Genomic DNA, 22,424 nt, shown 5'->3' with positions numbered 1-22,424 from the left:
CGGTAGGCGCTCGCGGTTCTTGGGTCCGGCTCCGTCGGCGGCCTTTATCGGTCTTCGTGTTCGGGTGTGTGATGGGCCGGCGGGCGGGGCATGTGTTTGGACTGCCGGGCGTGCGCGCCCCGGGGCGTCTGGGGGACGGCCCCAATGTCACTGGCATGCGCCGTCAAGGGGCCGCGGCCCCCGACCCGGCGCCCACATGACTCCAACGCCTCCGACGAATCGCCCGCGGTCGCCAGCACCGCCGCCCCGAGTACGACCTCCCGCACCCGAAAACGTCCTCCTTGGCCCGAGGACGACCTGGGCTCGGCCAAAACGACCTCGTCAGCCCGAAACGCTCCACATTCGGGAGGGTTTGGGGCCGATGAGGTCGTATTCGGCGCGTTGGCACCTACCGAGTACGACCTCGCCGTCCCGAGTACGACCTCCCGCACCCCGAAAACGTCCTCCTACGCCCGATAACGACCATCGGAATCGCAGCCCCGCCCCGAACCACCACACCCACAAACACGAAGAGCCCCTAGGTCCTGTTGTGTAAGTGCTTGGGTGGCGGTGTGTGGCTGGGTGGTGGTGTGTGGCTGTTGAGCCTGTCAGTTGGACCGCTGTTCCCCCGTTGGACCCCTGTTCCCCCGTTGGACCGCCGTAGCCGCCGGTTACAGCGGTCCATCGGGGCGTGGGCGGTCCATCGGGGCGTGGGCGGTCCAACGGGGCGTGGGCGGTCCAACCGGGGCGTGGGCGGTCCAACGGGGCGGTGTAAGACCCACTTGCCCCTTCGACGGGCGCACACCAAGCCCACTCAAGCTGGGGCGCCGTAGCCACCAGGTACGACGAACTCGCCATCCGCTACCAGACCACCACCCACATCGCCAACACCGACCCACCAGCACAAACGACTCACACAACACGACCTAGGGCCCGGTGAAAGAGGACAATGGCGGCATGAGCCAAGCCACTTCCGCCCCAGTTTCGTTCCCTACTTCGCGTCGCGCCCTGGTCACCGGGGCCTCCACCGGCATCGGCGCAGCCACCGTCCGCCTGCTGCGCGCCCACGGTTGGGAGGTGGTCGCCACCGCCCGACGCAGCGAGCGCCTGGCCGCCCTGAGTGAGGAGACCGGCTGCACCTGGGTGGCTGCCGACCTGCAGCAGCCCGCCGACGTCGCGCGCCTGGTCGAGCAGGTGCAGGCCGGCGGCCCGGTCGACGCCGTCATCAACAATGCCGGCGGTGCTCTGGGCGCGGATCCGGTGGCCACGGGCAGCGTCGAGGAATGGGCCACCATGTACGAGCGCAACGTCCTGGCGGCGCTGCGGGTCACCCAGGCGTTCCTGCCGGAAATGCGTGAGCGGGGCGGCGACCTGGTGTTCCTCACCTCCACCGCCGCGCACGACACCTACCCCGGGGGCGGGGGTTACGTGGCCGCCAAGCACGCCGAACGGATCATCGCCAACACTCTGCGTCTGGAACTGGTCGGCGAGCCCGTGCGCGTCATCGAGATCGCCCCGGGAATGGTGGCGACTCCCGAGTTCTCCCTGAACCGCTACCACGGCGACAGGGAGCGCGCGACCGCCGTCTACGCGGGCGTCGCCGAGCCACTGGTGGCCGAGGACATTGCCGAGTGCATCGTGTGGGCGCTGGAGCGGCCCGCACACGTCAACATCGACTCACTCATCGTGCGCCCCCGGGCGCAGGCCTCCAACACGGTGGTGGCCCGCGACTGAGGCGGCGTGCCCAATACACAGCTGCGCCACAGCGCCGGTACGTGGGCGATTCAGCCGCGGTGCCTAGCTTCGGCCTCGCCTCGACACTGCGAGGCCCACCGCGTACCGAAAGGACTCAGATGACCGAGCCCAGGCCCGACGACTTCGACGTCACCGCCCGCATCCCCACCCCCGACGCCTCCACACAGCACCCGACGTCGGCCGATGGAGCCGACGCGGGCTTGACGAACGACGCCGCTCCCGCACGGACCAAGCGGCAGTGTCCCTGGTACCGGCGCGCCTGGGTCGCCGTCGTCGCCGTGGTCGCTCTCGCTGCGGCCGCCTTCGGCGCCGGCTGGGGCACGAACGAGCTGCTCTCGCCCGACCAGGCCCCGGCCGGCAGCGAGCGCAGCGACTTCGACCCGCGGCAGGGCGGGCCGGGTGATGGTCAGATGCCGGGCGGCGGCCAGATGCCCGGCGGCCGGGGGGAGCAGGGTGGCGGTGCCGGACGCACCACGCCCAACGACGACGCCACCGGCGGCTCCGACGGCGGAGCCACCTCCGAGGACGGCAACAGCGCCGGCGTGCTGCAGAACGAGAACACCTCGGCCTGACCGGCGTCAGTGCCCGGGCTCGAACAGAGGGCCCAGATCGTCGACGGTGCGGCGCGCCCAGGGGGTGGCCGCGAGCAGGCCGAGGGCAGTGATTAGCGCGCCCGCCAGCGCCATCGCCACCCAGATGGGGCGGGCCGAGACCAGAGTCAGGCCGCCGTTGCCGGAGACCAGCCCGGCCAGGGCCACCCCCAGCGCGATGCCGACCTGCCGGCTGGATGCCGCCACCCCGGACGCCGCCCCCGCTTGGGACAGCGGCATACCCGCCACCGCCGTCGTCGTGATCGGCGGGTTCACCAGCCCCAGGCTCAGACCGATCAGGGCGAACAGGCCCGCCAGGGGCGGCATGCCGACGTCGTCGGGGATGACCGCCAGAACGCAGCCGGCAGCCGCCAGAATCAAGCCTCCGAGCACGAGCGGCGGCCGAGTGCCTCGCGCCGAGACGAGGCGACCCGATACGGGCGCGGCCACCGCCTGGCACAGGGCCAGCGGAATCAGGGCCGCGCCCGCCTGCAGCGGGGAGAAGCCGCGCGTCTCCTGCAGGTAGACGCTCATGATGAACATGAACCCACCTTGGACGGCGAACAGGGCCAGGGCGGTGATGACCGAGGAGGTGAACGGCACGGAGTGGAAGAAGCGCGGATTCAGCACCGGCTGACTCACGCGCCGCTCGACGACGACGAACAGCGCCGCCGCGACCACCGCCGTCGCGCCCAGCCCCACGGTCAGCGGCGCACCCAGGCCCCGTTCGGGCGCCTCGATCAGGACGGCCACCACTGCGGTGAGCAGCACCACCAGCAGCACCTGGCCGGGCAGATCGAACCGGCGGGGCACCGCGCTGCGGGACTCCGGCACGAACACCGCGGTCATGGCCAGCACCGCCAACGCCACGGGCACGTTCATCCAGAACACGGCGTGCCAACTGAAGGCTTCCACCAGGATGCCGCCTGCCAGCGGCCCCACTCCCAGGGAGACACCCACCACCGCGCCCCAGGCGCCGATCGCGCCGGCGCGGGCATGCGGTTCGGTGAAGGTGGTGGTGATGATGGACAGCGCCACCGGGTTGAGCATGGAGGCGCCCAAGGCCTGCACACAGCGGGCCGCGATCAGCAGCTCCACACTGGGCGACAATGCGCTCAACGTCGAGCCGAGGGCGAAGGTGAAAAGACCGAGGGCGAAGGTGCGCCGCCGCCCCACCCGGTCGGCGGTCGTGCCCGCCATGAGCAGGAAGGCGGCGACCACCAGGGTGAAGGCGTCCACCGTCCACTGCAGCGCGGCCGTCGAGGCCCCCAGGTCGCGGCGCAGCGCGGGCAGGGCGACGTTGACCACGGAGGCGTTCATGGTGGAGATGAACAGGCTCATGCAGCAGGTGATCAGGATCCAGGTGCGTCGTCGTGCGGGTGCGGCGCCTTCCGGTGTGGTGCTCACCGCGGTCGCATCGGTCGTAGGCACGTCCCGTTCCCTCCCGCACTGGTGCTGCGGTTGCAGCTTAGCCCGCGGCCACGGGGGCTAAGCTGACGCGCCCGCGGGCGCATTCGATACCGATTTCGCTGCCGACGGCCTCCCGGTAGCGTTGGGCGACCACGCGGGCGACCGCCGGGTGGGCGCCGATGGGAGCGGCGACGAAGCTCGCCTCGCTCCGGTGCAACGCGCGGGAGAACTTGCCCTCGGCGAGCAGATACGGGGCCACCGCAATCGTCCGCGCGCCCTCCCGGCGCCAGGAGGCCACCGCCTCCCGGGCCGTGGGCGAGGTCTTGGCCAGGTAGGCGGGCCGGACGGGAACACCGAGCTCCCGCGCCAGCAGCGCCGCCGCCTGCTCGGTCTCCCGCACGGGTCGACGCCTGAACGATCCCGAGCCGGCCAGCACGACGCCGTCGAGGCTGGTGACGGCAGCGCCGGCCTCCGCCGCTGCCTGCCGGAGGCGGTCGGCCACCGCGTTGACAATCGTGGCTTCGGGCCCCAGATGCCGGGTGGCGCTGCCGGACCCGTGCTCGGCGAGCAGACCGGGCAGGTCGTGCAGGACGTGGTAGCCCCCACCCAGGAAGAAGGGGACCACGACGGGATCGTGCAGCCCCGAAAAGGCCTCCCGGGCCGTCGGGTTTTGGAACTCCACGAAGCCGTGGCGCACGACGACTCCCGGCAGGAGGTCGGCCACTTGCGCACTGATCTGTTCGAGCACCGGGAGCGCGCCGGGCGCGCGGGTGCCATGCGCCAGCACCACCAGGGGACGCGTCTTCATGCCGCCTGCACCTCCGCGACGACGTTGGCGCGGCGGGTGCGGTACACCGTGACGGCGATGAGCGGCGCCAGCGCCGCAACCAGCGCCGACAGCGTCCACGCGGTGACCGTGGTGCTTAGACCGAGTGTCTCCAGAACCGTCACCGTATTCGTCACCACGATCAGGCCGCCGACGGCGGTTCCCAAGATCGTGCCCGGCATCCGGGACACCGCCCAGGCGGCCAGCGGGGCGGCCAACATGCCGCCGCCCAGCAGGGCGACGACGACGCCGAAGTCGATTCCGGCCGTCCCCAGCCCGAGGAGGAAGCCCAACGACGCGGTCACACTGACTATGAACTCGGCGGTGTCCACACTGCCGACGATGGTGCGCGGGGCGGTGCGGCCGCGCGACAGCAGGGTGGTGGTGACCACCGGCCCCCAGCCTCCGCCGCCGGTCGCGTCGATGAAACCGCCGATCAGGCCCAGTGGCGTCAGCAGCCGGGAGGTGTGGGGGCTGTTGCGTGAGGTAGCGCCGGTCGGCGGCCGCACGGCGAAGCGCACCAGCACATATATGCCCAGCACCAGCAGGATGGTGGCGGTCACGGGGGTCGCCGCGGCCGTGGCGAGCCGGGACAGCACGGTGGCGCCCAGGAATGCGCCGACGGCGCCGGGGACGGCGAGGCGGGCCACCAGTGCCCGGTCGGTGTTGCCCAGGCGCAGGTGGGAGACACCGGACATGAGCGTGGTCCCGATCTGGGACAGGTGGACGCTGGCGCTGGCCAGTGCCGGGCTCAGGCCGACGGCGAGCAGCAGCGAGGAGCTGGTGACGCCGTAGCCCATGCCCAGGGTCCCATCCACGAGTTGCGCGACCAGGCCGACCAGGGCGAGGAGGATGAGTGCGAGCATGATGATCCTTCAGGGCTGCCGGGGTCGTAGCCGGATGCACTAGCCGGGGACGACCCGCGTGTTCCATGCGGGGCTGACGGTGACGACGTCGCCGATGACGATGACCGCCGGAGCGGTGACGCCGACCTCGGTAGCGACGTCGGGCAGACATCGCAGCACGGTGGTGGTTACTCGCTGGTCGGGTAGGAAGCCGCGTTCGACGATGGCGGCCGGGGTGTCGGGCTCGGCCCCGGCCTGCAGGAGGATCGTGGCCGAGCGACGCAGGTGCGCCACTCCCATCAGGAGGATCAGCGTGTGGTCGCGCCGCGCCGGCACCGTGGAGACCAGCTCCTCGTGCGCGGTGACCACGGAGAAGCCCCGGGCCAGCCCCCGGTGGGTCACCGGGATGCCGGCGGCGGCCGGCACGGCGATGGCCGAGGTGACCCCGGGGACGATCTCCACGATGACGCCGGCCGCCCGGCAGGCCGCCGCCTCCTCACCGCCGCGGCCCAGCACATACGGGTCGCCGCCCTTCAGGCGCGCTACACGTTGCCCGGCGCGGGCCCGCTCCACCAGCACCGCGTTGATCTGCTCCTGCGGCAGCAGATGGTGCCCCGGACGCTTGCCCACGTCGATCACCTCCGTGCCGGGACCGGCGGCCTCCAGCAGTTGGCGCGGGGCGAGACGATCGACGACGACGACGTCGGCCCGCCGCAGCAGGTCCAGCCCGCGCACCGTGACCAGCCCCGGGTCCCCCGGCCCGCCTCCGATGAGTGCCACCCACCCGGTGCCGGGACGGTCGGTATCCGGGACGCTTTCGACCTCCTGCGCGGGCCGTCCCTCGATGCCCGGGGCCGTGCTCGTCCGGCTCATGCCGCCAGTGGTGCGGACGCGCGCTCGCCCTCGAGGTGCACCATGCCCGCGGCGAGTGTCCAGCCGTCGAAGGGGTCTACGAGTAGGAAGGCGCCGTCGCTGCGGGAGCGGGCGTAGTCGGCCACGGGGAGCGGCTCGGACAGGCGCAGGCGGATGGTGCCGATGTCGTTGAGGACCAGGGTCTGTGCGGGCTCGGCGGTGAGGTCGTCGAGGCCGAGGACGGCCTCGATCGCGGTGACGATCGCCTGGACGGTACGCGTTCCGTGTTTGACGAGGACCCGGTCTCCCGGCTTGGCGGGGTGCTCGGACAGCCAGGCTACGCGGGCGGTGACATCCCGGAGCAGTTGCGGCGGGTCGGTGGCGGCGGCGAGCAGATCACCGCGCGTGATGTCGATGTCATCGGCTAGCCGCAGGGTCACCGACTGGCCGGCGTGCGCCTCCGGCAGGGCGGTGTCCGCGAGGTCGATGGCGGTGACCCGGCTGCGGCGCCGTGAGGGGAGAACCACGACCTCCTGGCCCACACGGACCGATCCCGCGGCGACCCGCCCGGCGTAACCGCGGTAGTCGGACAACCCCTCCGGTGCGGCCCCCTGCGGCCGAATGACCAGCTGCACGGGCAGCCGGAAGGCGCCGTCCGCCGACGTGGAGTCGGCCGGAATAGTCTCCAACAGCTCCAGGAGGGCGGGACCGCTGTAGAAGGGGGTCCGCGACGAGCGACGTACCACGTTGTCCCCCTCGAGGGCGCAGGTCGGCAGCGCCCGCAGGTCCTTGACCCCCAGCTCGGCGCCGGCGGCGGCCAGTTCGGCGACGATCGCGTCGTAGACGTCGGCGGAGAAGTCCACCAGGTCGATCTTGTTGACGGCGACCACCACGTGCGGGACGTTCAGGATTGCCGCCACGGCCAGGTGTCGGCGGGTCTGCTCCACTACGCCGTGGCGGGCGTCGACCAGCAGTACCACCACGTCGGCGGTGGATGAGCCGGTGACCGTGTTGCGCGTGTACTGCACGTGGCCGGGGCAGTCGGCCAGGATGAAGGAGCGGCGGGGAGTGGCGAAGTAGCGGTAGGCGACGTCGATGGTGATGCCCTGCTCCCGCTCCGCGCGCAGGCCGTCGGTGAGTAGGGCCAGGTCGGCGTGGGTCAGGCCGCGGTCCAGGCTCACTCGCTCCACGGCGGCGAGCTGGTCGCGCAGCACGGATTTGGAATCCACTAGGAGCCTGCCGACGAGGGTCGACTTTCCGTCGTCGACGCTGCCGGCGGTGGCCAGGCGCAGCAGACCGGCGGTCGGAGACGGTTGCAGGGTGGGTTGGTCCGCTGCGGCGCGGGCGGACTCGGAGGGGGTGATGGTCATAGGTTTCTCCAGGGTGCGTGTCTGGTGGGTTCGCAGGGTGGGATGGGAATCAGAAGTAGCCTTCGCGCTTGCGGTCCTCCATGGCGGACTCCGACAGGCGGTCGTCGACCCGGGTGGCACCACGCTCGGTGAGTGTGGAGGCGGCCACCTCGACGGCGATCTCGTGGTTGTTGGCCGCCGTCGAGTCCACGGCGCCGGTGCAGGACATGTCGCCCACGGTGCGGTAGCGCACGGTGCGGGTGGTGATGGTCTCGCCCTCCTGCGGCTGGGTCACCGGGGTGACGGCGAGCCACATGCCGTCGCGCGAGAAGACCTCCCGCCGGTGCGCGTAGTACAGGCTTGGCAGGACGATGTCCTCGCGCTCGATGTAGCGCCACACGTCCAGTTCGGTCCAGTCGGACAGGGGGAAGACGCGCAGGTGCTCGCCGGGGGAGTGACGCAGGTTGAGCAACCGCCACAACTCGGGGCGCTGGTTGCGGGGATCCCACTGCCCGAACTCATCCCGCAGGGAGACGATGCGCTCCTTGGCGCGCGACCGCTCCTCGTCGCGGCGGGCGCCGCCGATGACGCCGTCGAAGCCCTCGGTGCGGATGGTGTCCAGCAGCGGGCGGGTCTGCAGCGGGTTGCGGGTGCCGTCCGGGCGTTCGCGCAGGCGGCCGTCGTCGATGTAGTCCTGCACCCGGGCGACGAGCAGGCGCGCTCCAGCGGCGGCGACCGTCGCGTCACGGTAGGCGAGCACCTCGGGGAAGTTGTGGCCGGTGTCCACGTGCAGCAGGGGGAAGGGCAGCGGCGCCGGCCAGAAGGCCTTGCGGGCCAGGTGCAGGATGACCACGGAGTCCTTGCCGCCCGAGAACAGCAGCACCGGGCGCCGGCATTCGGCGATCACTTCACGGATGATGCCGATCGCCTCGGACTCGAGGGCGTCGAGGTGATCCGCAGGGGCGCTGGTAACGCCGGTAACGCCGGTAACGCTGTCTGTGGCTGTGGTCATGGGGCTCTCCAATCGGTTCCGCGGTTTCATGTTCGGGGCGTGCGGGGTGGCGGTCACAGGTGGATGCCGCACTCGGTCTTGGCGAATCCGGCCCAGCGTCCGGAGCGGGGATCCTCGCCCGGGGCGACGCGCCGGGTGCAGGTCTCGCAGCCGATCGACGGGTAGCCGTCCGCCAGCAGTGGGTTGACGACGACGTCGTGCGCGGTCGCGTACTCCAGCAGGTCGTCGAAGCTCCAGGCCGCCAACGGGTTGAGCTTGACGATCCGGTGGTTCTCGTCGAAGGCGACCAGGGGCGCGTCGGCGCGGGTGGGGGAGTCCTCGCGGCGCAGGCCCGTGGCCCAGGCCTCGTAGCCGGACAGGGCGCGTGCCAGTGGTGCCACCTTGCGCAGGTAGCAGCACTTGGTGGGGTCGCGCTCATAGAGGCGCGGTCCGTACTCGGCGTCCTGCTGGGCGATGGTGAGCTCGGGCAGGACGTCTATGACGGTGACGTCCATGGTGCGGGCGACGGCGTCACGGGTCTGCTCGGTCTGGGGGAAGTGGAAGCCGGTCTCTAGGAACAGCGTGTCGACGCCGGGAATGCGGGAGGCTACGACGTGCGGCAGGACGGCGTCCGCCATGGAGCAGGCGACGGCCAGGGAGCCGGGAAAGGTCTCGGCCGCCCAGGCGACCACCGCCTCGGCCGAGGCGTTCGAGCCCAACCGTGCGGCGCCGTCGGCGGCGATGCGCCGCAGTTCGGCCTCGCTGCGGCGGGGGGCCTGTGCGGAGCGAGGACGGTTGGCGCCACGCGCGACGAGCCGGCCGTAGGGGTTGACGCCCGCAGGGGATGCCGTGGGGGCGGTCGCCGGGGCGCTGTCGGCCGTCAGGACGGGGATGGTGGCTGCGCGCAGCCCGGCCAGGGGCGCGATACCTTCGGTACTCATACCAGTTCCTCCTGCGGTGCCCGCTGCGCCCACTGGGCGAAGGACTCTCCCGCGGTGCGCCCCGCGGCATAGCGGCGCACGACGCGTTCGATGTAGTCGGTCAGGTCGGTGGCGGCCACCTTCAGGCCGCGCACGGTACGTCCCAGCTCGGCCTCCTCGTGGCCGGCCGACGCCAGGCCGCCTCCCAGATGCACCTGGAAGCCCGGTACCTGCTGGCCGTCGACGGTGATGATCTGCCCCTTGAGACCGATGTCGGCGATCTGGATGCGGACGCAGGAGTTGGGGCAGCCGTTGACGCTGATGGAGATCCGCCGCTCCAGGTTGAGGTCCGCCAGGCGGGCGTCGAGCTCGGCGCCGACCCGCGCGGCCAGGGACTTGGTCTCCACGATCGCGAACTTGCAGAACTCCAGGCCGGTGCAGGCCAGCAGCGAGCGCGTGAACGGCCCCGGGTCCGGGTCGATGCCGAGCTCCCGCAGGCCAGCCACGGCCTCGTCCACGCGCTCGGCCGGCACGTCCAGCAGCAGGATGTTCTGCAGCGGGGTTGTGCGCACTCGGTCCGAGCCGACCGTCTCCGCCAGGTCCGCCAGCCCCAGCATGGTGTCGCCGGACAGGCGGCCGACCGGCGGTTTGCCGCCGATCCAGTAGTGTCCGTCCTTCTGCCGGTGGACGCCGATGTGGTCGGCCTCGCCCGCGGGTGGCGCGGGGGCGGGGCCGTCGGCCAGCTCGTAGCCCAGGTACTCCTCCTGCAGGACGCGGCGGAACTTCTCCGGGCCCCACTCGGCCATGAGGAACTTCAGGCGGGCCTTGTTGCGCAGGCGGCGGTAGCCGTAGTCGCGGAAGAGCCGGATGGCGGCCCACCACACGTCGCTGACCTGGTCGGGCCGTACGAATGCGCCCAGGCGCTGCCCGAGAAATGGCGCGGTCGACAGGGCGCCGGCGATCCACAGGTCGTAGCCGGGACCGTACTCGGGATGGTTGACGCCCACGTAGGCGATGTCGTTGATCTCGTGGAGGATGTCCAGCGTGGGGGAGCCGGTGAAGGCCGTTTTGAATTTGCGGGGCAGGTTCGAGATCTCGGGGTTGCCGAGAAACGTGTCGCGGATCTGGGCCGCGGCGGCAGAGGGGTCGATGATCTCATCGGGGTCGATTCCGGCCACGGGGGAGACGAGGATCCCGCGCGGGGTGTCGCCGCAGGCCTCGATGGTGATCAGGCCGGCCTCCTCCAGTCGGCGCCACAGCTCCGGCACGGACTCGATCTGGATCCAGTGCATCTGGAGGTTCTGTCGATCGGTGACGTCCAGGGTGCCGCGGGCGAACTCGTTCGACGCCCGGCCGAGGACGCGCATCTGCTTTACGGATAGGGACTGGCCGTCCATGCGCACCCGCTGCATGAAGTACCGGTCGGACAGCTCGGCGGGGCTGAGCTGGGCGGTGCGGCCCCCGTCAATGCCCTGCTTGCGCTGGGTGTACAGGCCCCACCAGCGAAAGCGCGTGTGGAGGTCGTCGTCCGGGATCGCGTCGAAGCCGGCGGCGGCGTAGGTGGACAGGATGCGGTCGTGCGCGCCGAGCGGATCGCCGTCCTGCTTGACGACCTCGTTGGGGTTCAGGGGCTTGCGGCCGTCGATGCGCCACTGGCCGTTGGCGCGGCCGGCGCGCGGCGGGCGGATGGCGCGGCCGGCGCCGGCGTCGCTTGTGGACGGGTTCTTGATCGGGCTCATGTCTCCTCCAGGCTGGTGGTGCATGAGCGTCCGGAGTCATCGTTTCGGGGACTCGCTCCGGATCGGTGCTATCAAGTGACCGCCGGTTGCTGGCCGGGAGTGATCCACTTGGTGCCGTGCGGCTCCGGACGCCTCAGTGCGCCGGATTCCGTGTACGGCTTAGCCGCAATGGTCAGGCGCTTAACAGGCCTGACAGCACATGACTCGGGTGGAGCGCAACCACGCCCCGCGGGACTCCGCGGCGGCGAGTAGGGGATGCGCTTGGGTCATACGGCGCACACTAGGGACGCGGCGGCGGGAAAGACAACCATGCGGTCGGATCGTGAGACGACGTCTTGTCAGGTATTGGGATTACGACTGTCGGCGGTTGACGTCGGCTGCCGAAGCACGGTCGGCCGCCGACGCTTCGGCACTTCCAACGACGCTTCGGCACTTGGCATCAGCGCTTCGTACCCTTCGGTGACGGTTCGTACCCTGGAGTGCCTGTGTTGTCTCATGACTTCTGGGACTGTTGGATCTCATGACATCTGGGAGTGTCAGAAGTCGTGAGATTCTGGGGCGGTGCGGGTGGGGTTGGGTTGGGGGATGGGTTATGCAGTTTCGCCGTTCAAGCGTCAGCGCATCATTGAGTTTGACTCGCGGGTTGCGGGTGTGAGCGTGGAGGAGTTCTGCCGGCAGGTGGGGGTCTCGAAGTCCTCGTTCTACCGGATCCGTAAGCGGGCCAAGCAGGAGGGACCGGGGGCGGCGCTGGTCGCCCGTTCCAGGGCGCCGCTGCACCCGGCGCGCCGTTGGGATGAGCGGGTTGATGAGCGTATCGCCCAGGTACGCCGGGAGCTGGTTGCCGACGGGAAGGATGCGGGTGCGTGGTCGGTGTGGTGGGTGCTGTCCGGGGCGGGGGCCAACCCGGCCCCGTCGCGGGCGACTATTGCCAGGCGCATGCGGGCCATGGGGCTGGTGGTTCCGGCGCCACGCAAGCGCCCGCGGGTGTCTTTCAAGCGGTTCACGCGTACCAGTGCTAACGAGCTGTGGCAGCTAGACGGTATCGAGTGGCGCATCCAGGGGCGTGTGGTGACCATCTACCAGGTCATCGATGACTGCTCCAGGGTGCTGGTGGCGCTCAAGGCGGCCTGGGGCGGGGAGACGCATGAGGCCACCCGCCAAATCCTGTCCGAGGCGTTCGACTGTCAAGCCCCGGGTTTTGTGGAGGCTGTTTTATCTGGCGCCGGCGGTCGCCGGCTGGGGTTGGCTGGTGGTCTGCTCGCCGACGTCCTGGGCGTCGGCGGTGTCGGTGGTATCTGGTGGTGGTGGGGTGTATGCCTGCTCGTGCTGGACGGGGCTGTGCATGTCGATGGCGGAGTGAGGCCGGACGGTGTTGAACCAGTGCACCCACTCGGCGGTAGCGAGCTCGACATCGTCGATGCCCTCCCAGGGCCCGTGGGAGTCGAGGTACTTGTGGTTGCGGATGAGCTCGGCCTTGTAGAGCGAGTTCAGGGCCTCGGCCAGCGCGTTGTCGTAGGAGTCTCCCTTGGAGCCCACCGAGGCCACAGCGTCGCAGTCGGACAGGGTCTGCCCGTAGCGGATCGCCCGGTACTGCACCCCGCGGTCGGAGTGGTGGATCAGGCCGGTAAGGTCGGCTCCTTCGCGCTGGCGCTGCCAGATACCCATCTTCAGAGCGTCCAGCGCCAGATCGGTGTACAAGCTCGTTGACGTCTGCCAGCCGACGATCCGACGGGAGTACACGTCAGTGACAAAGGCCACATACACCCAGCCCGACAGGGTGCGCACGTAGGTGGGGGTACCTCCCACGTAGTGGGGGAATGTCCGCCACCCACAGCTCGTTCGGCCTGAAGGCGCTGAAGTGTCTTTTGACCAGGTCCGCCGGGCATGCGTCCTTCGGTACGGACCGGGTCGTCCTGGGCGACTTGGCGCGGCGGATGCCGTGCAGGCCCATGTCCCGCATCAGACGCTCCACGGTGCAGCGGGCCACATGCCCCAGGCCGTGCCGGGCGGATTCCTCGGGACGGCCCCGCATCGCATGCATCTTCCTTGCGCCCAGTACGCAGTAGTTGTTCTCATGCACCCGCCCGATCTCGGCCTTCAGAGCCTGGTCGCGCACCGTCCTTGCCGATGGGGGACGACTCCTGGCTGCGTAGTAGGTGCTCGGGGCGATCTTGACATCGGCGCTGGCCAGCGCCTGACAGAACCGGCACAGGCCCCGCAGCTCCTCCCTGTGGGAGTCGATGCATCTCGCAGATCAGCGGGACGGGCGGCCTGGCTCCGCCGCGAAGAAAGCCGACGCGCTCCTCAGGATCGCGTTTGCCCTGCGCAGTTCGCGGTTCTCGGCCTCCAGCTGCCTGATCCGCTGGGCGTCCTCGCTCGTGGTTCCCGGCCGGGCGCCTGCGTCAATCTCGGCCTTCTTGACCCAGGTACGCAGCGCCTCGGGGTGGACGCCCAACTCCTCGGCGATCCTGCGGATCGCCCCCTTAGACCTCTCGGGGTCCCGGCGGGCCTCCACAGCCATCCGGGTAGCCCGCTCCCGCAACTCCTCAGGGTACTTCCTCGGTGCACTCATGACAGTGATCCTTCCGTGCATTCACTGCCTCCATCAAACCCGGTGCAGTTCAGACTCCTGGGGGCGGCCCGCAGCCATCCTGACCGACAACGGCAGGGCTTTCAACACTCACCGCACCACCGGATTCGGGCGGACAGAGAGGTGGCTGGCCAGCCTGGGGATCCGTCCGATCAGCGGCGCCATCGGTCACCCACAGACCCAGGGCAAGGTCGAAAGCTCCCACAAGCCCCTCCAGCTGTGGCTGGAAGCGCACCCCTACACCACCCTGGAGGACCTCAACACCGGCCTGGAGTGTTTCACCGCCTACTACAACACCGAGCGCCAGCACCAGGGGCTGGGGATAGCCATAACCCCCATACGCGTGTGGCACCAGGTCCCCCGGGCCCTGCCCAATCCCTCCCCGATCAACCTTGACGCGCTATCCGGGCCGGTGCCGCTGAGCCTGCCGCAGGCAGCCAGCACCGACCCGGCCATCACCAGCAGACAGGCCCTGAGCAACGGGAGCGTGACCTACAAGGGCCGGATCATCTACGTCGGTTCCTTCATGGCCGGCCAGAGAATCGAGTTCCGCCAGTACCCCACCCGCCTGGACCTTTACGACCAGGCCGGAACACACTTCGCCGCGATTCCCTGGCCCCAGCCCACCCAGGCACAGACCCACAGCCGGGCCACCATCAACGCTTCCAAACCACCCAACAGAATCATCAGCAGGCCACCCCGCTCACCCCGCTCCCAACCGTCCCAAAACCCATGAGACTCAACCGTCCCAGAAGTCATGAGACTCAACCGTCCCAGAAGTGTGGAGACAGCACAGTACCCTGGAGTGCCGAACCGTCACCGGAGGGTACGAAGCGTCCACCGGAAAGTACGAACCGTCGGGTCAGGGTACCAAGCGTCGTCCCGCCGCTTAAGGGATCCCTACGGGAATTGCCACCCTACTGCGAGCCCCGCCCGGAACTTAGTTGGTAGTCGTGGGGAACCGCCTCGCGGTTGGGCCAGCGGCGGCCGGCGCGGGTGTCTTGCTCCCGTCTTACCGAATGATCCGGGGGTGTCACCGGTGGTGGGCGGATGGGGAAGCGCTGATTAGGGGAACGGACCGAGGGGTTTTGCCTTGGAGTCCTTTCGCAGGCGTGGGTGCGGGATCAATCGTCCGAGGGCTGGCCACGTAGACGCCAAGTAAGGGAGCCTGTCATGCAGGTTGACGATATCGAGGTCTTCGTCGGTTTCGGGCGTGGGCAAGGTCAAGCATGCCGAGGCCCGCGATGCGGCGGTGATCGCGGATGCTGCCCGCACCATGCCCCACACGCTCAGGTCCATCAGCACTTCGGATGAGGACGCCGCGTCCTTGTCGATGTTGACCGGTTTTGACCTGGAGCTGGCTCGCCAGCTCATCGCCCACCCGCGCCCAACGCGACGATGTCGCCGCCCGAGATAGTGGCCCTGGCGGGTGGCCCATCCTTCTTCTGCCCGGCCCCTGACCACCCGTGCCCCGGGGTGGGGGTCCCGGCCGCCGCTGTGTTCCTGGCCGAAACCGCGGGCAGAGCCTTCCCCACCGGCGCCCAGCTGGCCTCATACGTCGGCCTGACACCAGTCACCCGGCGGTCGGGGTCCTCCATCCGGGGTGAGGTGCGTCTGTCACGCGGGCAACAAGCGCCTCAAGCCAGCCATGTTCCTGTCAGCCTTCGCCTCACTGCGCTCCGACCCCACATCCCGCGCCTACTACGACCGCAAACGCGCCCAGGGCAAGCGCCACAACCAGGTCGTACTCGCCCTCGCCCACCGCCGCTTGACAAACCACACAGGGGCCCCGCGATCCCGGGATGTGGCGAGGATGACGCCGTCTGGAGCCGCCCGGGGATGGCCGGGGGCGCGGTGCGCGGTTACACTCACCGCCACAGGCGCCGACCCGGCCATCACCGGCGAGCCTCCGGAAGAACCGGGCCGCGTTCACATTTGGCGCGCTGCCCCCAGTAGAACCGGACGGGACAGCCCGTCACAGCTGCGAATCGAGCGGCCCACCCCGGCACTGCCGGAGGGGGCAAGCGAGGTGGTACCGCGGTGCGGCACCGCCGCCGGGTCATCGGCGGTCGGAGCGGCGTCGTCCTCGTGGATCCCGCGCCCCAACGGGCGCAAACGACTACGAGTGAGACGCGAGGCAAGACAAATGGCCGAAGAGCCCACCGGCACCCAGCACGCGGGCGCCGCCTTCTACCCCCTGCACCGCCCCGGCCAGAAGGTCGAGCCGTCCCCCTCCTTCCCGGCGATCGAGGAGGACGTCCTGGCCTACTGGAAGCAGGACGGCACCTTCCAGGCCTCCATCGACGCCCGCCCCGCGCTGGACGACAACGGCCACTCCAACGAATTCGTCTTCTACGACGGTCCGCCCTTCGCCAACGGCCTGCCCCACTACGGGCACCTGCTGACCGGCTACGTCAAGGACGCGGTCGGCCGCTATCAGACCCAGCGGGGCCGCCGCGTCGAGCGCCGCTTCGGCTGGGACACGCACGGCCTGCCCGCCGAGCTGGAGGCGCAGCGCGAGCTCGGCATCGACGACGTCACCGAGATCACCCGCCCCGGCGGGCTGGGCATCGAGAAGTTCAATGAGGCCTGCCGCACCTCCGTGCTGCGCTACACCAAGGAGTGGGAGGACTACGTCACCCGCCAGGCCCGCTGGGTGGACTTCGAGAACGACTACAAGACCCTCGACCCCACCTACATGGAGTCGGTCATGTGGGCCTTCAAGACCCTGTACGACAAGGGCCTGGCCTACCAGGGCTACCGGGTGCTGCCCTACTGCTGGCACGACCGCACGCCGCTGAGCAACCACGAGCTCAAGATGGATGACGACGTCTACCAGGACCGTCAGGACAACACCGTCACGGTGGGCCTGCGCCTGGAACGGCGCCTGGATGACACCCACCCCGACGCCGCCCCGGAGCTGGCGCTGATCTGGACCACCACCCCGTGGACCCTGCCGTCCAACTCCGCCGTCGCCGTCGGCCCCGACGTCGACTACGTGACCGTCCGGGTGGACGCCGACCTCGACTCCCCGGTCGCCGGGCAGGATGTGCTGCTCGCCCGCGACCTGCTGGGCACCTACGCCCGCGAGTTGGGCGAGGACCCGCAGGTGCTGGCCACCTACAAGGGGACCGACCTGGTCGGCGTGCGCTACGTGCCCATCTACGACTACTACGACGACGCCGCCCACCGCGCGGAGGGCGCCGCCCCCGGGCCGGCGGCCTGGCAGATCATCACCGCCGACTACGTCACCACCACCGAGGGCACCGGCCTGGTGCACCTGGCGCCCGCCTTCGGTGAGGACGACATGTACTCCTGCCAGCCCTACGGCATCGGCACGGTCATCCCCGTCGACGACGGCGGCGTGTTCACCAGCGAAGTCCCCGACTACGCCGGCATGCACATCTTCGACGCCAACAAGCCGGTCATCACCGACCTGCGCGACGGCACCGGCCCGCTGGCCCGCCGCGAGGCGGCCGTGCGCGCCGTACTGGTGCGCCAGCAGTCCTACGTGCACTCCTACCCGCACTGCTGGCGCTGCCGCAAGCCGCTGATGTACAAGGCCGTCTCGAGCTGGTTCGTGAAGGTCACCGCCATCCGCGACCGCATGGTCGAACTCAACCAGGAGATCACCTGGGTGCCCGGGCATGTCAAGGACGGCATCTTCGGCAACTGGCTGGCCGGCGCCCGCGACTGGTCCATCTCCCGCAACCGCTTCTGGGGCTCCCCCATCCCCGTGTGGGTGAGCGACGACCCGGCCTACCCGCGCACCGACGTGTACGGGTCCTTCGCGGAGCTGGAGCGCGATTTCGGCGTGGAGGTCAAGGATCTGCACCGGCCCTTCATCGACACGCTGGTGCGCCCCAACCCGGACGACCCGACCGGCAAGTCCATGATGCGCCGCATCCCCGACGTGCTGGACTGCTGGTTCGAGTCCGGCTCCATGCCCTTCGCCCAGGTGCACTACCCGTTCGAGAACGTGGACTGGTTCGAGTCGCACAACCCGGGCGACTTCATCGTGGAGTACGTCGGCCAGACCCGCGGCTGGTTCTACACGCTGCACGTGCTGGCCACCGCCCTGTTCGACCGGCCCGCCTTCACCACCTGCGTCTCCCACGGCATTCTGTTGGGCAACGACGGGGCGAAGATGAGCAAGTCCCTGCGCAACTACCCCGACGTCCAGCAGGTCTTCGACCGCGACGGCGCCGACGCCATGCGCTGGTTCCTGCTGTCCTCCCCGGTGGTGCGCGGCGGCAACCTGTCCGTCACCAACAAGGCCATCCGCGACACGGTGCGCCAGGTGATGCTGCCGCTGTGGAACACCTGGTACTTCTTCGCCCTGTACGCCGCCCAGGCGGGGGACGCGGGGAGCTGCTACCTCACCGACGGCGTGGACCTGGCCGACGCCTCGTTGTTCGGCCGCAAGGGCTCCCTCGACGTGATGGACCGCTACATCCTGGCCCGCACCAAGGACCTGACCGACACCGTGGCCGCGCAGCTGGACGCCTACGACGTCACCGGCGCCACCCACACGGTGCGCGAGTTCATCGACGTGCTTACCAACTGGTACCTGCGCACCTCCCGGTCGCGGTTCGTGGACGGCGGCGCCGAAGTCGCGCGCCCCGCCTTCGACACGCTCGCCACCGTGCTGCGCGTCTTGACGCAGGTGATGGCGCCCCTGGCCCCGCTGACGGCGGAGGAGATCTACCGCGGCCTGACCGGGGAGCGCTCCGTGCACCTGACCGACTGGCCGGTCCTGCCCGAGCATGTGGCCGACGGCGCCCTGGTGGACGCCATGGATCAGGCGCGCGACGCGGTGTCCGCCGCGCTGAGCCTGCGCAAGGCCGACAAGCTGCGCGTACGCCAGCCGCTGCGGACCCTGACCATCGCCACCTCCGACCCGGCGGGCCTGGCGCCGTTCACGGCCCTGATCGCCGACGAGGTCAACGTCAAGCAGGTGCGGGTGCTGGACGCCGCCGACGCCGGCTACGAGCTGACCGAGGAGCTGACCCTCAACCCGCGCGCCTTCGCTCCGCAGGTGCGCAAGTTGGCCTCGAAGCTGTTCACCGCCGTCAAGGCGGGGAGTGGGAGGTCACCGAGGACGGCGACGTTCGCTTCGACACGGTTCTGCTCGACGGCTCCCCGGTGGTGCTGGAGGCGGAGGACTCCGCCTTCACGCTGTCCACACGCATCGAGGTGCACGACGACGCCCTGTCCGCCACCGTGCTGCCCTCGGGCGCCTTCGTGGTGCTGGACACGGCGCTCGACGACGACCTGGAGGCCGAGGGCTGGGCCCGCGACCTGGTGCGGCTGCTGATGGATGAGCGCAAGGCCACCGGCCTGAACGTCGGCGAGCCGGCGCGCGCCACCTTGACGATCCCGGCGGACAAGAACGCCTGGACCGGCGCACACCTGGACCTGATCAAGCGCGAGGTCAGTTGTGTGGACCTGCAAGTGATCACCGCCGACGTGGACACCCCCAGCGCCACCGTGGCGCGGGCCTGAGGACCGAGCCGGGGGAGTACCATCCCGCGCCGCTGCCGACAGGAGGCCGAGCCCGTGTCGGCAGCGGCGCCATCCCAGCCACCCCAACCGCGCTCGCGGAAAGGACCCCAATAATGCGCTCGCCGTTTCCACGTCACAACCTCGCCTTCCTCGTGGTTGGCGGGCCCACCGTCGCCATCGACGTCGCCGGCCTGCGCCTCGTCGTCGACCCCACCTTCGACCCGCCCACCGACTACGGCGCCCTGCGCAAGACCCGTGGTCCGGCCGTGGCGGCCGAGGCGCTCGCGGACGTCGACGTCGTGCTGGTCAGCCATGCCGATCACGCCGACAACCTCGACGTCTCCGGGCGTGTCTTCGCCCTGGCCGCCCCGCGCCTGCTGACCAATCCCGGCTCGGCCCGGCAGCTCGGGGCGGGCGCCGAGGGGCTGGTCCCGTGGCAGTCCGTGGTGGTGGGGGACGGCGTCACCGTCACCGCCGTGCCCGCCCAGCACGGACCCGCGGACGGGGAGGTTGACGCCGCCGGGCACGTCAACTGCGAGGTCACCGGCTTCGTCATCCAGACGCCCGGCACCACCATCTACCTGACCGGGGACAACGCCTCCCTGGAGCTGATCGCACAGGTCAAGGCCCGCTTCGGGAGCATCGGCCATGCGGTGCTGAACGCCGGTCGGGCGACCGTGCCCGCCAAGTTCGCGGGGCGACCGCTGAGCCTGTCCGCCGAGCGGGCCAGCGCGGCAGCGCAGGTGCTGGGGGCGCCGCACGTCGTCGTCGCCCACCAGATCGGCTGGGAGCACTTCGTCGACGGCCCCGGAGCCACGCTGCGGGCCTTCCGTGATGCCGGCATCCTGGATCGGATGGACCGCACCCCCGAGGGGGAGTGGAGCTGCCCCATCGGCGAATGAGCAACCGGGTGCCGGCCCCGAATCGGGGCGGGGTTGCACGCCGCTTGCAGCCCGGCCCCGGCGTGGCGCCCGATCGTGTCCGGGCAGGCGGGGGACGCGCCTAGCCGGTGGCGTGAAGCGCAATAATTGCCTCCATAGTTCCAAGAGGGTAACGGTATTCTGTGCTACTTGCTTCGGGGCGACTTGGGACGTAGGTTGCGAGCGTTATTCGGCGTTTGACGATGGCTCTGTCAACGCCGTCCCCTGGCGAATAAGGAGGCATGAGCCCCTCACGCCCGCGCAGTGACGTCGCGGGCTGAGAAACGGTATGTCGGTGCGTTCATTGCTGTGTGCCGCGTCCCGCGCATTAGCGAAAACCATCCATGAAGCCTGTCGTTGCTCGCCCCACGCGGTCGTGCGCGCCCCTCCTGATTCAATCCCCGGTGGTCCCTGAAATGAGCCTTGATAACCACTTCTCGCCTTGTCGACGTAGTTTTATGCGTGGCGGCTATTCCTCATTCCGGGCGGGCGCAAACCCCATGCCGGAACGGGGTGGACCCGCGGCAACTGCGAAGGGGACTGCCGATCCGGGGCGTGAGGACGGGAGGCGGAGCGGTGCGCCGCGACGGCGGGCGGGCACCGTCGGCGCGAGGCGGGGACGTCGCGCGGCAATGCCCGCCTGGTCCGACCTCCCGGCGGACATGCAGAACGACGCCGTGCGTCCCTATTACGATCACCTGGTTGCGCATGAAGGGCAGTTGCGGCTGAAGCGGCTGTTCGATGTTGTTGGAGCCGGGCTCATGCTGGTCGCGCTCGGGTGGATGTTCGTCCTGCTTTCGCTGATCATTAAGCTCGACTCGCCCGGCCCTGTGTTTTTCCGGCAACAACGGGTGACCAGTTTCGGCCGCGAGTTCAAGATCCACAAGTTTCGCACGATGGTGGACCGTCCGAGCGAACCCGGGACACAGGTGACGGTGCACGCCGATCCCCGTATCACCCGGGTCGGCGCCTTCATGCGGCGTTACCGGATAGATGAGACCAGCCAGCTCATAGACATTCTGCAAGGGAACATGACCTTTGTCGGGACCCGGCCCGAGGTTCCCGAGTATGTGCGCGAGTACACGCAGGAGATGAAAGCCACATTACTGCTTCCTGCGGGAGTGACCTCCACCGCGAGCATCGAGTTCAAGGACGAGGCGCTGTTACTGACCTCGGCCGCGGATGCAGATAGGGCCTACATCGAGGAGATTCTTCCGGCGAAGATGTGTTTCAACCTGGACGATATTCGTGAGTTCAGCATCGGTCGCGATCTACGGATCATTCTGGCCACGGTGCGCGCAGTGTTCGGAGCCCACTGAAGAAAGGAGACGGCGTAATGGCAGTGGTGCCCGGACTAGTGTCGATCATCATGCCGGCGTTCAACGCGGAGCGCTTCATCGATGAGGCCGTCAAATCGGTGCAGGCGCAAAGCTATACCTCGTGGGAACTGCTGATTGTGGATGACTGCTCCACCGATCGGACCTTCGAGCGCGCGAGGCTGCTGGCGGATGCCGACGCGCGTGTGCGGTGCACGCGCTTGGAGCGCAACAGCGGTGCGGCGATGGCGCGCAACCGCGCGATGGAGATGGCCCGGGGGCAATACATGGCCTTCCTGGATGCCGACGATCTCTGGCATCCGGACAAGCTGACCCGCCAGCTGGAGTTCATGGGCAGCCACGGCGTCGCCCTGTGCTGTACCGCGTACGAACAGGTGGACGAGCACGGGGCTCCCACCGGCAAGGTCCTGACCAGTCCGAGGCGAGTCGGCTACAACCGGCTCCTGCTGGACTGCCCGGTGGGGAACTCCACGGTGATGTACGATGTGTCTCGACTAGGCAAATTCGAAGTCCCTGACATCCGGAAACGCAATGACGACGCCCTGTGGCTGCGCATGCTCAAGAGGGAGAAGTATATATGGGGTATCCCTGATGTCCTCGCCCAGTACCGGGTCCGCAGCGACTCGATATCCGCCAACAAGCTCAGTCTGGTGAAGTATCACTGGAGGTTGTATCGAGATATTGAGCACCTGAGCGTCGTGCGGTCGGTATTCCACGTGTGCGCCTGGGGTGTCATCAAGGTGCTGAGGCTGAAGTGAGTGCTCGACGATCGCTCGTATCGGGGACGCGTCGGGCAGGGAGAGTAATCGTAAGAGG

General features: G+C 69.4%; 14 protein-coding genes and 4 pseudogenes. 9 read left to right on the top strand and 9 right to left on the bottom strand.

What is annotated here, in order from left to right; genetic code table 11:
* Positions 1–936 precede the first annotated feature (936 nt).
* Both C3B71_RS10140 and C3B71_RS10135 read left to right on the top strand, forming a co-directional pair.
* Positions 937–1,713 (top strand): SDR family NAD(P)-dependent oxidoreductase, encoded by a 777-nt coding sequence (locus C3B71_RS10140; protein WP_108967840.1) that lies wholly within the window; start codon positions 937–939, stop codon positions 1,711–1,713.
* Positions 1,714–1,832: 119 nt separating this feature from the next.
* The gene (locus C3B71_RS10135; protein ID WP_108967839.1) at positions 1,833–2,306 is read left to right on the top strand and encodes a hypothetical protein; all 474 of its coding nucleotides are present in this window, start codon (positions 1,833–1,835) and stop codon (positions 2,304–2,306) included.
* Positions 2,307–2,312: 6 nt separating this feature from the next.
* On the opposite strand, the gene C3B71_RS10130 is transcribed toward C3B71_RS10135, so the two are convergent.
* From C3B71_RS10130 to C3B71_RS10095, 8 genes are read right to left on the bottom strand one after another with little or no spacing between them, the layout of a single operon-like run.
* Positions 2,313–3,755: an MFS transporter gene (locus C3B71_RS10130; RefSeq protein WP_199912489.1), complete on the bottom strand. Its 1,443-nt coding sequence runs from the start codon at positions 3,753–3,755 to the stop codon at positions 2,313–2,315.
* A 37-nt stretch (positions 3,756–3,792) separates the two neighbouring features.
* A complete protein-coding gene (locus C3B71_RS10125) occupies positions 3,793–4,542 on the bottom strand; it encodes a sirohydrochlorin chelatase (RefSeq protein WP_108967838.1) in 750 nt (249 codons plus the stop codon).
* Complete coding sequence (locus C3B71_RS10120) at positions 4,539–5,426, bottom strand: sulfite exporter TauE/SafE family protein (RefSeq protein WP_108967837.1); 888 nt, start codon at positions 5,424–5,426, stop codon at positions 4,539–4,541. The genes C3B71_RS10125 and C3B71_RS10120 overlap by 4 nt, the downstream gene beginning before the upstream one ends.
* A gap of 39 nt (positions 5,427–5,465) precedes the next feature.
* The gene (cobA, locus tag C3B71_RS10115) at positions 5,466–6,278 is read right to left on the bottom strand and encodes a uroporphyrinogen-III C-methyltransferase (RefSeq protein ID WP_108967836.1); all 813 of its coding nucleotides are present in this window, start codon (positions 6,276–6,278) and stop codon (positions 5,466–5,468) included.
* Positions 6,275–7,627 carry a sulfate adenylyltransferase subunit 1 gene (locus tag C3B71_RS10110; RefSeq protein WP_108967835.1) on the bottom strand — a complete coding sequence of 451 codons (1,353 nt, stop codon included), beginning with the start codon at positions 7,625–7,627 and terminating at the stop codon, positions 6,275–6,277. The genes cobA and C3B71_RS10110 overlap by 4 nt, the downstream gene beginning before the upstream one ends.
* A 49-nt stretch (positions 7,628–7,676) precedes the next feature.
* Complete coding sequence (gene cysD / locus C3B71_RS10105; RefSeq protein WP_199912488.1) at positions 7,677–8,618, bottom strand: sulfate adenylyltransferase subunit CysD; 942 nt, start codon at positions 8,616–8,618, stop codon at positions 7,677–7,679.
* Positions 8,619–8,671: 53 nt separating this feature from the next.
* Positions 8,672–9,538, bottom strand: coding sequence for a phosphoadenylyl-sulfate reductase (locus C3B71_RS10100; RefSeq protein WP_073332825.1), 867 nt, complete (start codon positions 9,536–9,538; stop codon positions 8,672–8,674).
* Complete coding sequence (locus C3B71_RS10095) at positions 9,535–11,256, bottom strand: nitrite/sulfite reductase (RefSeq protein ID WP_181574823.1); 1,722 nt, start codon at positions 11,254–11,256, stop codon at positions 9,535–9,537. Before C3B71_RS10095 ends, C3B71_RS10100 begins: the two co-directional genes overlap by 4 nt.
* Positions 11,257–11,841: 585 nt before the next feature.
* Between C3B71_RS10095 and C3B71_RS16945 the strand changes: the two are divergent.
* Positions 11,842–12,021: pseudogene (locus tag C3B71_RS16945) on the top strand (helix-turn-helix domain-containing protein); the annotation flags it as partial.
* 546 nt (positions 12,022–12,567) lie between these two features.
* Here C3B71_RS16945 and C3B71_RS10085 read toward each other — a convergent pair.
* A pseudogene (locus tag C3B71_RS10085) lies at positions 12,568–13,828 on the bottom strand (IS3 family transposase); the annotation flags it as partial.
* Here C3B71_RS10085 and C3B71_RS10080 point away from each other — a divergent pair.
* From C3B71_RS10080 to C3B71_RS10050, 6 genes and pseudogenes are all read left to right on the top strand, one after another.
* On the top strand, positions 13,827–14,582 hold the full coding sequence (locus C3B71_RS10080; RefSeq protein WP_108965259.1) for an integrase core domain-containing protein: 756 nt from the start codon (positions 13,827–13,829) through the stop codon (positions 14,580–14,582). The pseudogene C3B71_RS10085 and the gene C3B71_RS10080 sit on opposite strands and share 2 nt — an antisense overlap.
* Positions 14,583–15,089: 507 nt before the next feature.
* Positions 15,090–15,620, top strand: a pseudogene (locus tag C3B71_RS10070) (transposase); the annotation flags it as partial.
* Between the two features lie 372 nt (positions 15,621–15,992).
* Positions 15,993–19,351: pseudogene (gene ileS / locus C3B71_RS10065) on the top strand (isoleucine--tRNA ligase).
* A 113-nt stretch (positions 19,352–19,464) separates the two neighbouring features.
* On the top strand, positions 19,465–20,253 hold the full coding sequence (locus tag C3B71_RS10060; protein WP_108967828.1) for an MBL fold metallo-hydrolase: 789 nt from the start codon (positions 19,465–19,467) through the stop codon (positions 20,251–20,253).
* Positions 20,254–20,903: 650 nt separating this feature from the next.
* A complete protein-coding gene (locus C3B71_RS10055) occupies positions 20,904–21,590 on the top strand; it encodes a sugar transferase (protein ID WP_073332840.1) in 687 nt (228 codons plus the stop codon).
* Positions 21,591–21,607: 17 nt separating this feature from the next.
* Positions 21,608–22,366, top strand: coding sequence for a glycosyltransferase family 2 protein (locus C3B71_RS10050; RefSeq protein WP_073332842.1), 759 nt, complete (start codon positions 21,608–21,610; stop codon positions 22,364–22,366).
* The last annotated feature ends 58 nt before the right edge of the window (positions 22,367–22,424 follow it).

This window comes from Actinomyces sp. Z16, from assembly GCF_003111765.1.
GTDB classification, from domain to species: Bacteria; Actinomycetota; Actinomycetes; order Actinomycetales; family Actinomycetaceae; genus Actinomyces; species Actinomyces glycerinitolerans.
Note: the sequence above shows the minus strand (reverse complement) of the source record. Positions and strands in the feature narration are given on the sequence as shown.

Excerpts from the sequence above, each read along its gene's own strand:
- C3B71_RS10140 (WP_108967840.1), top strand. The coding sequence starts at position 937 with ATGAGCCAAGCCACTTCCGCCCCAGTTTCGTTCCCTACTTCGCGTCGC.
- C3B71_RS10135 (WP_108967839.1), top strand. The coding sequence starts at position 1,833 with ATGACCGAGCCCAGGCCCGACGACTTCGACGTCACCGCCCGCATCCCC.
- C3B71_RS10125 (WP_108967838.1), bottom strand. The coding sequence starts at position 4,542 with ATGAAGACGCGTCCCCTGGTGGTGCTGGCGCATGGCACCCGCGCGCCC.
- C3B71_RS10120 (WP_108967837.1), bottom strand. The coding sequence starts at position 5,426 with ATGCTCGCACTCATCCTCCTCGCCCTGGTCGGCCTGGTCGCGCAACTC.
- cobA (WP_108967836.1), bottom strand. The coding sequence starts at position 6,278 with ATGAGCCGGACGAGCACGGCCCCGGGCATCGAGGGACGGCCCGCGCAG.
- C3B71_RS10110 (WP_108967835.1), bottom strand. The coding sequence starts at position 7,627 with ATGACCATCACCCCCTCCGAGTCCGCCCGCGCCGCAGCGGACCAACCC.
- cysD (WP_199912488.1), bottom strand. The coding sequence starts at position 8,618 with ATGACCACAGCCACAGACAGCGTTACCGGCGTTACCGGCGTTACCAGC.
- C3B71_RS10100 (WP_073332825.1), bottom strand. The coding sequence starts at position 9,538 with ATGAGTACCGAAGGTATCGCGCCCCTGGCCGGGCTGCGCGCAGCCACC.
- C3B71_RS10095 (WP_181574823.1), bottom strand. The coding sequence starts at position 11,256 with ATGAGCCCGATCAAGAACCCGTCCACAAGCGACGCCGGCGCCGGCCGC.
- C3B71_RS10080 (WP_108965259.1), top strand. The coding sequence starts at position 13,827 with ATGACAGTGATCCTTCCGTGCATTCACTGCCTCCATCAAACCCGGTGC.
- C3B71_RS10060 (WP_108967828.1), top strand. The coding sequence starts at position 19,465 with ATGCGCTCGCCGTTTCCACGTCACAACCTCGCCTTCCTCGTGGTTGGC.
- C3B71_RS10055 (WP_073332840.1), top strand. The coding sequence starts at position 20,904 with ATGCCCGCCTGGTCCGACCTCCCGGCGGACATGCAGAACGACGCCGTG.
- C3B71_RS10050 (WP_073332842.1), top strand. The coding sequence starts at position 21,608 with ATGGCAGTGGTGCCCGGACTAGTGTCGATCATCATGCCGGCGTTCAAC.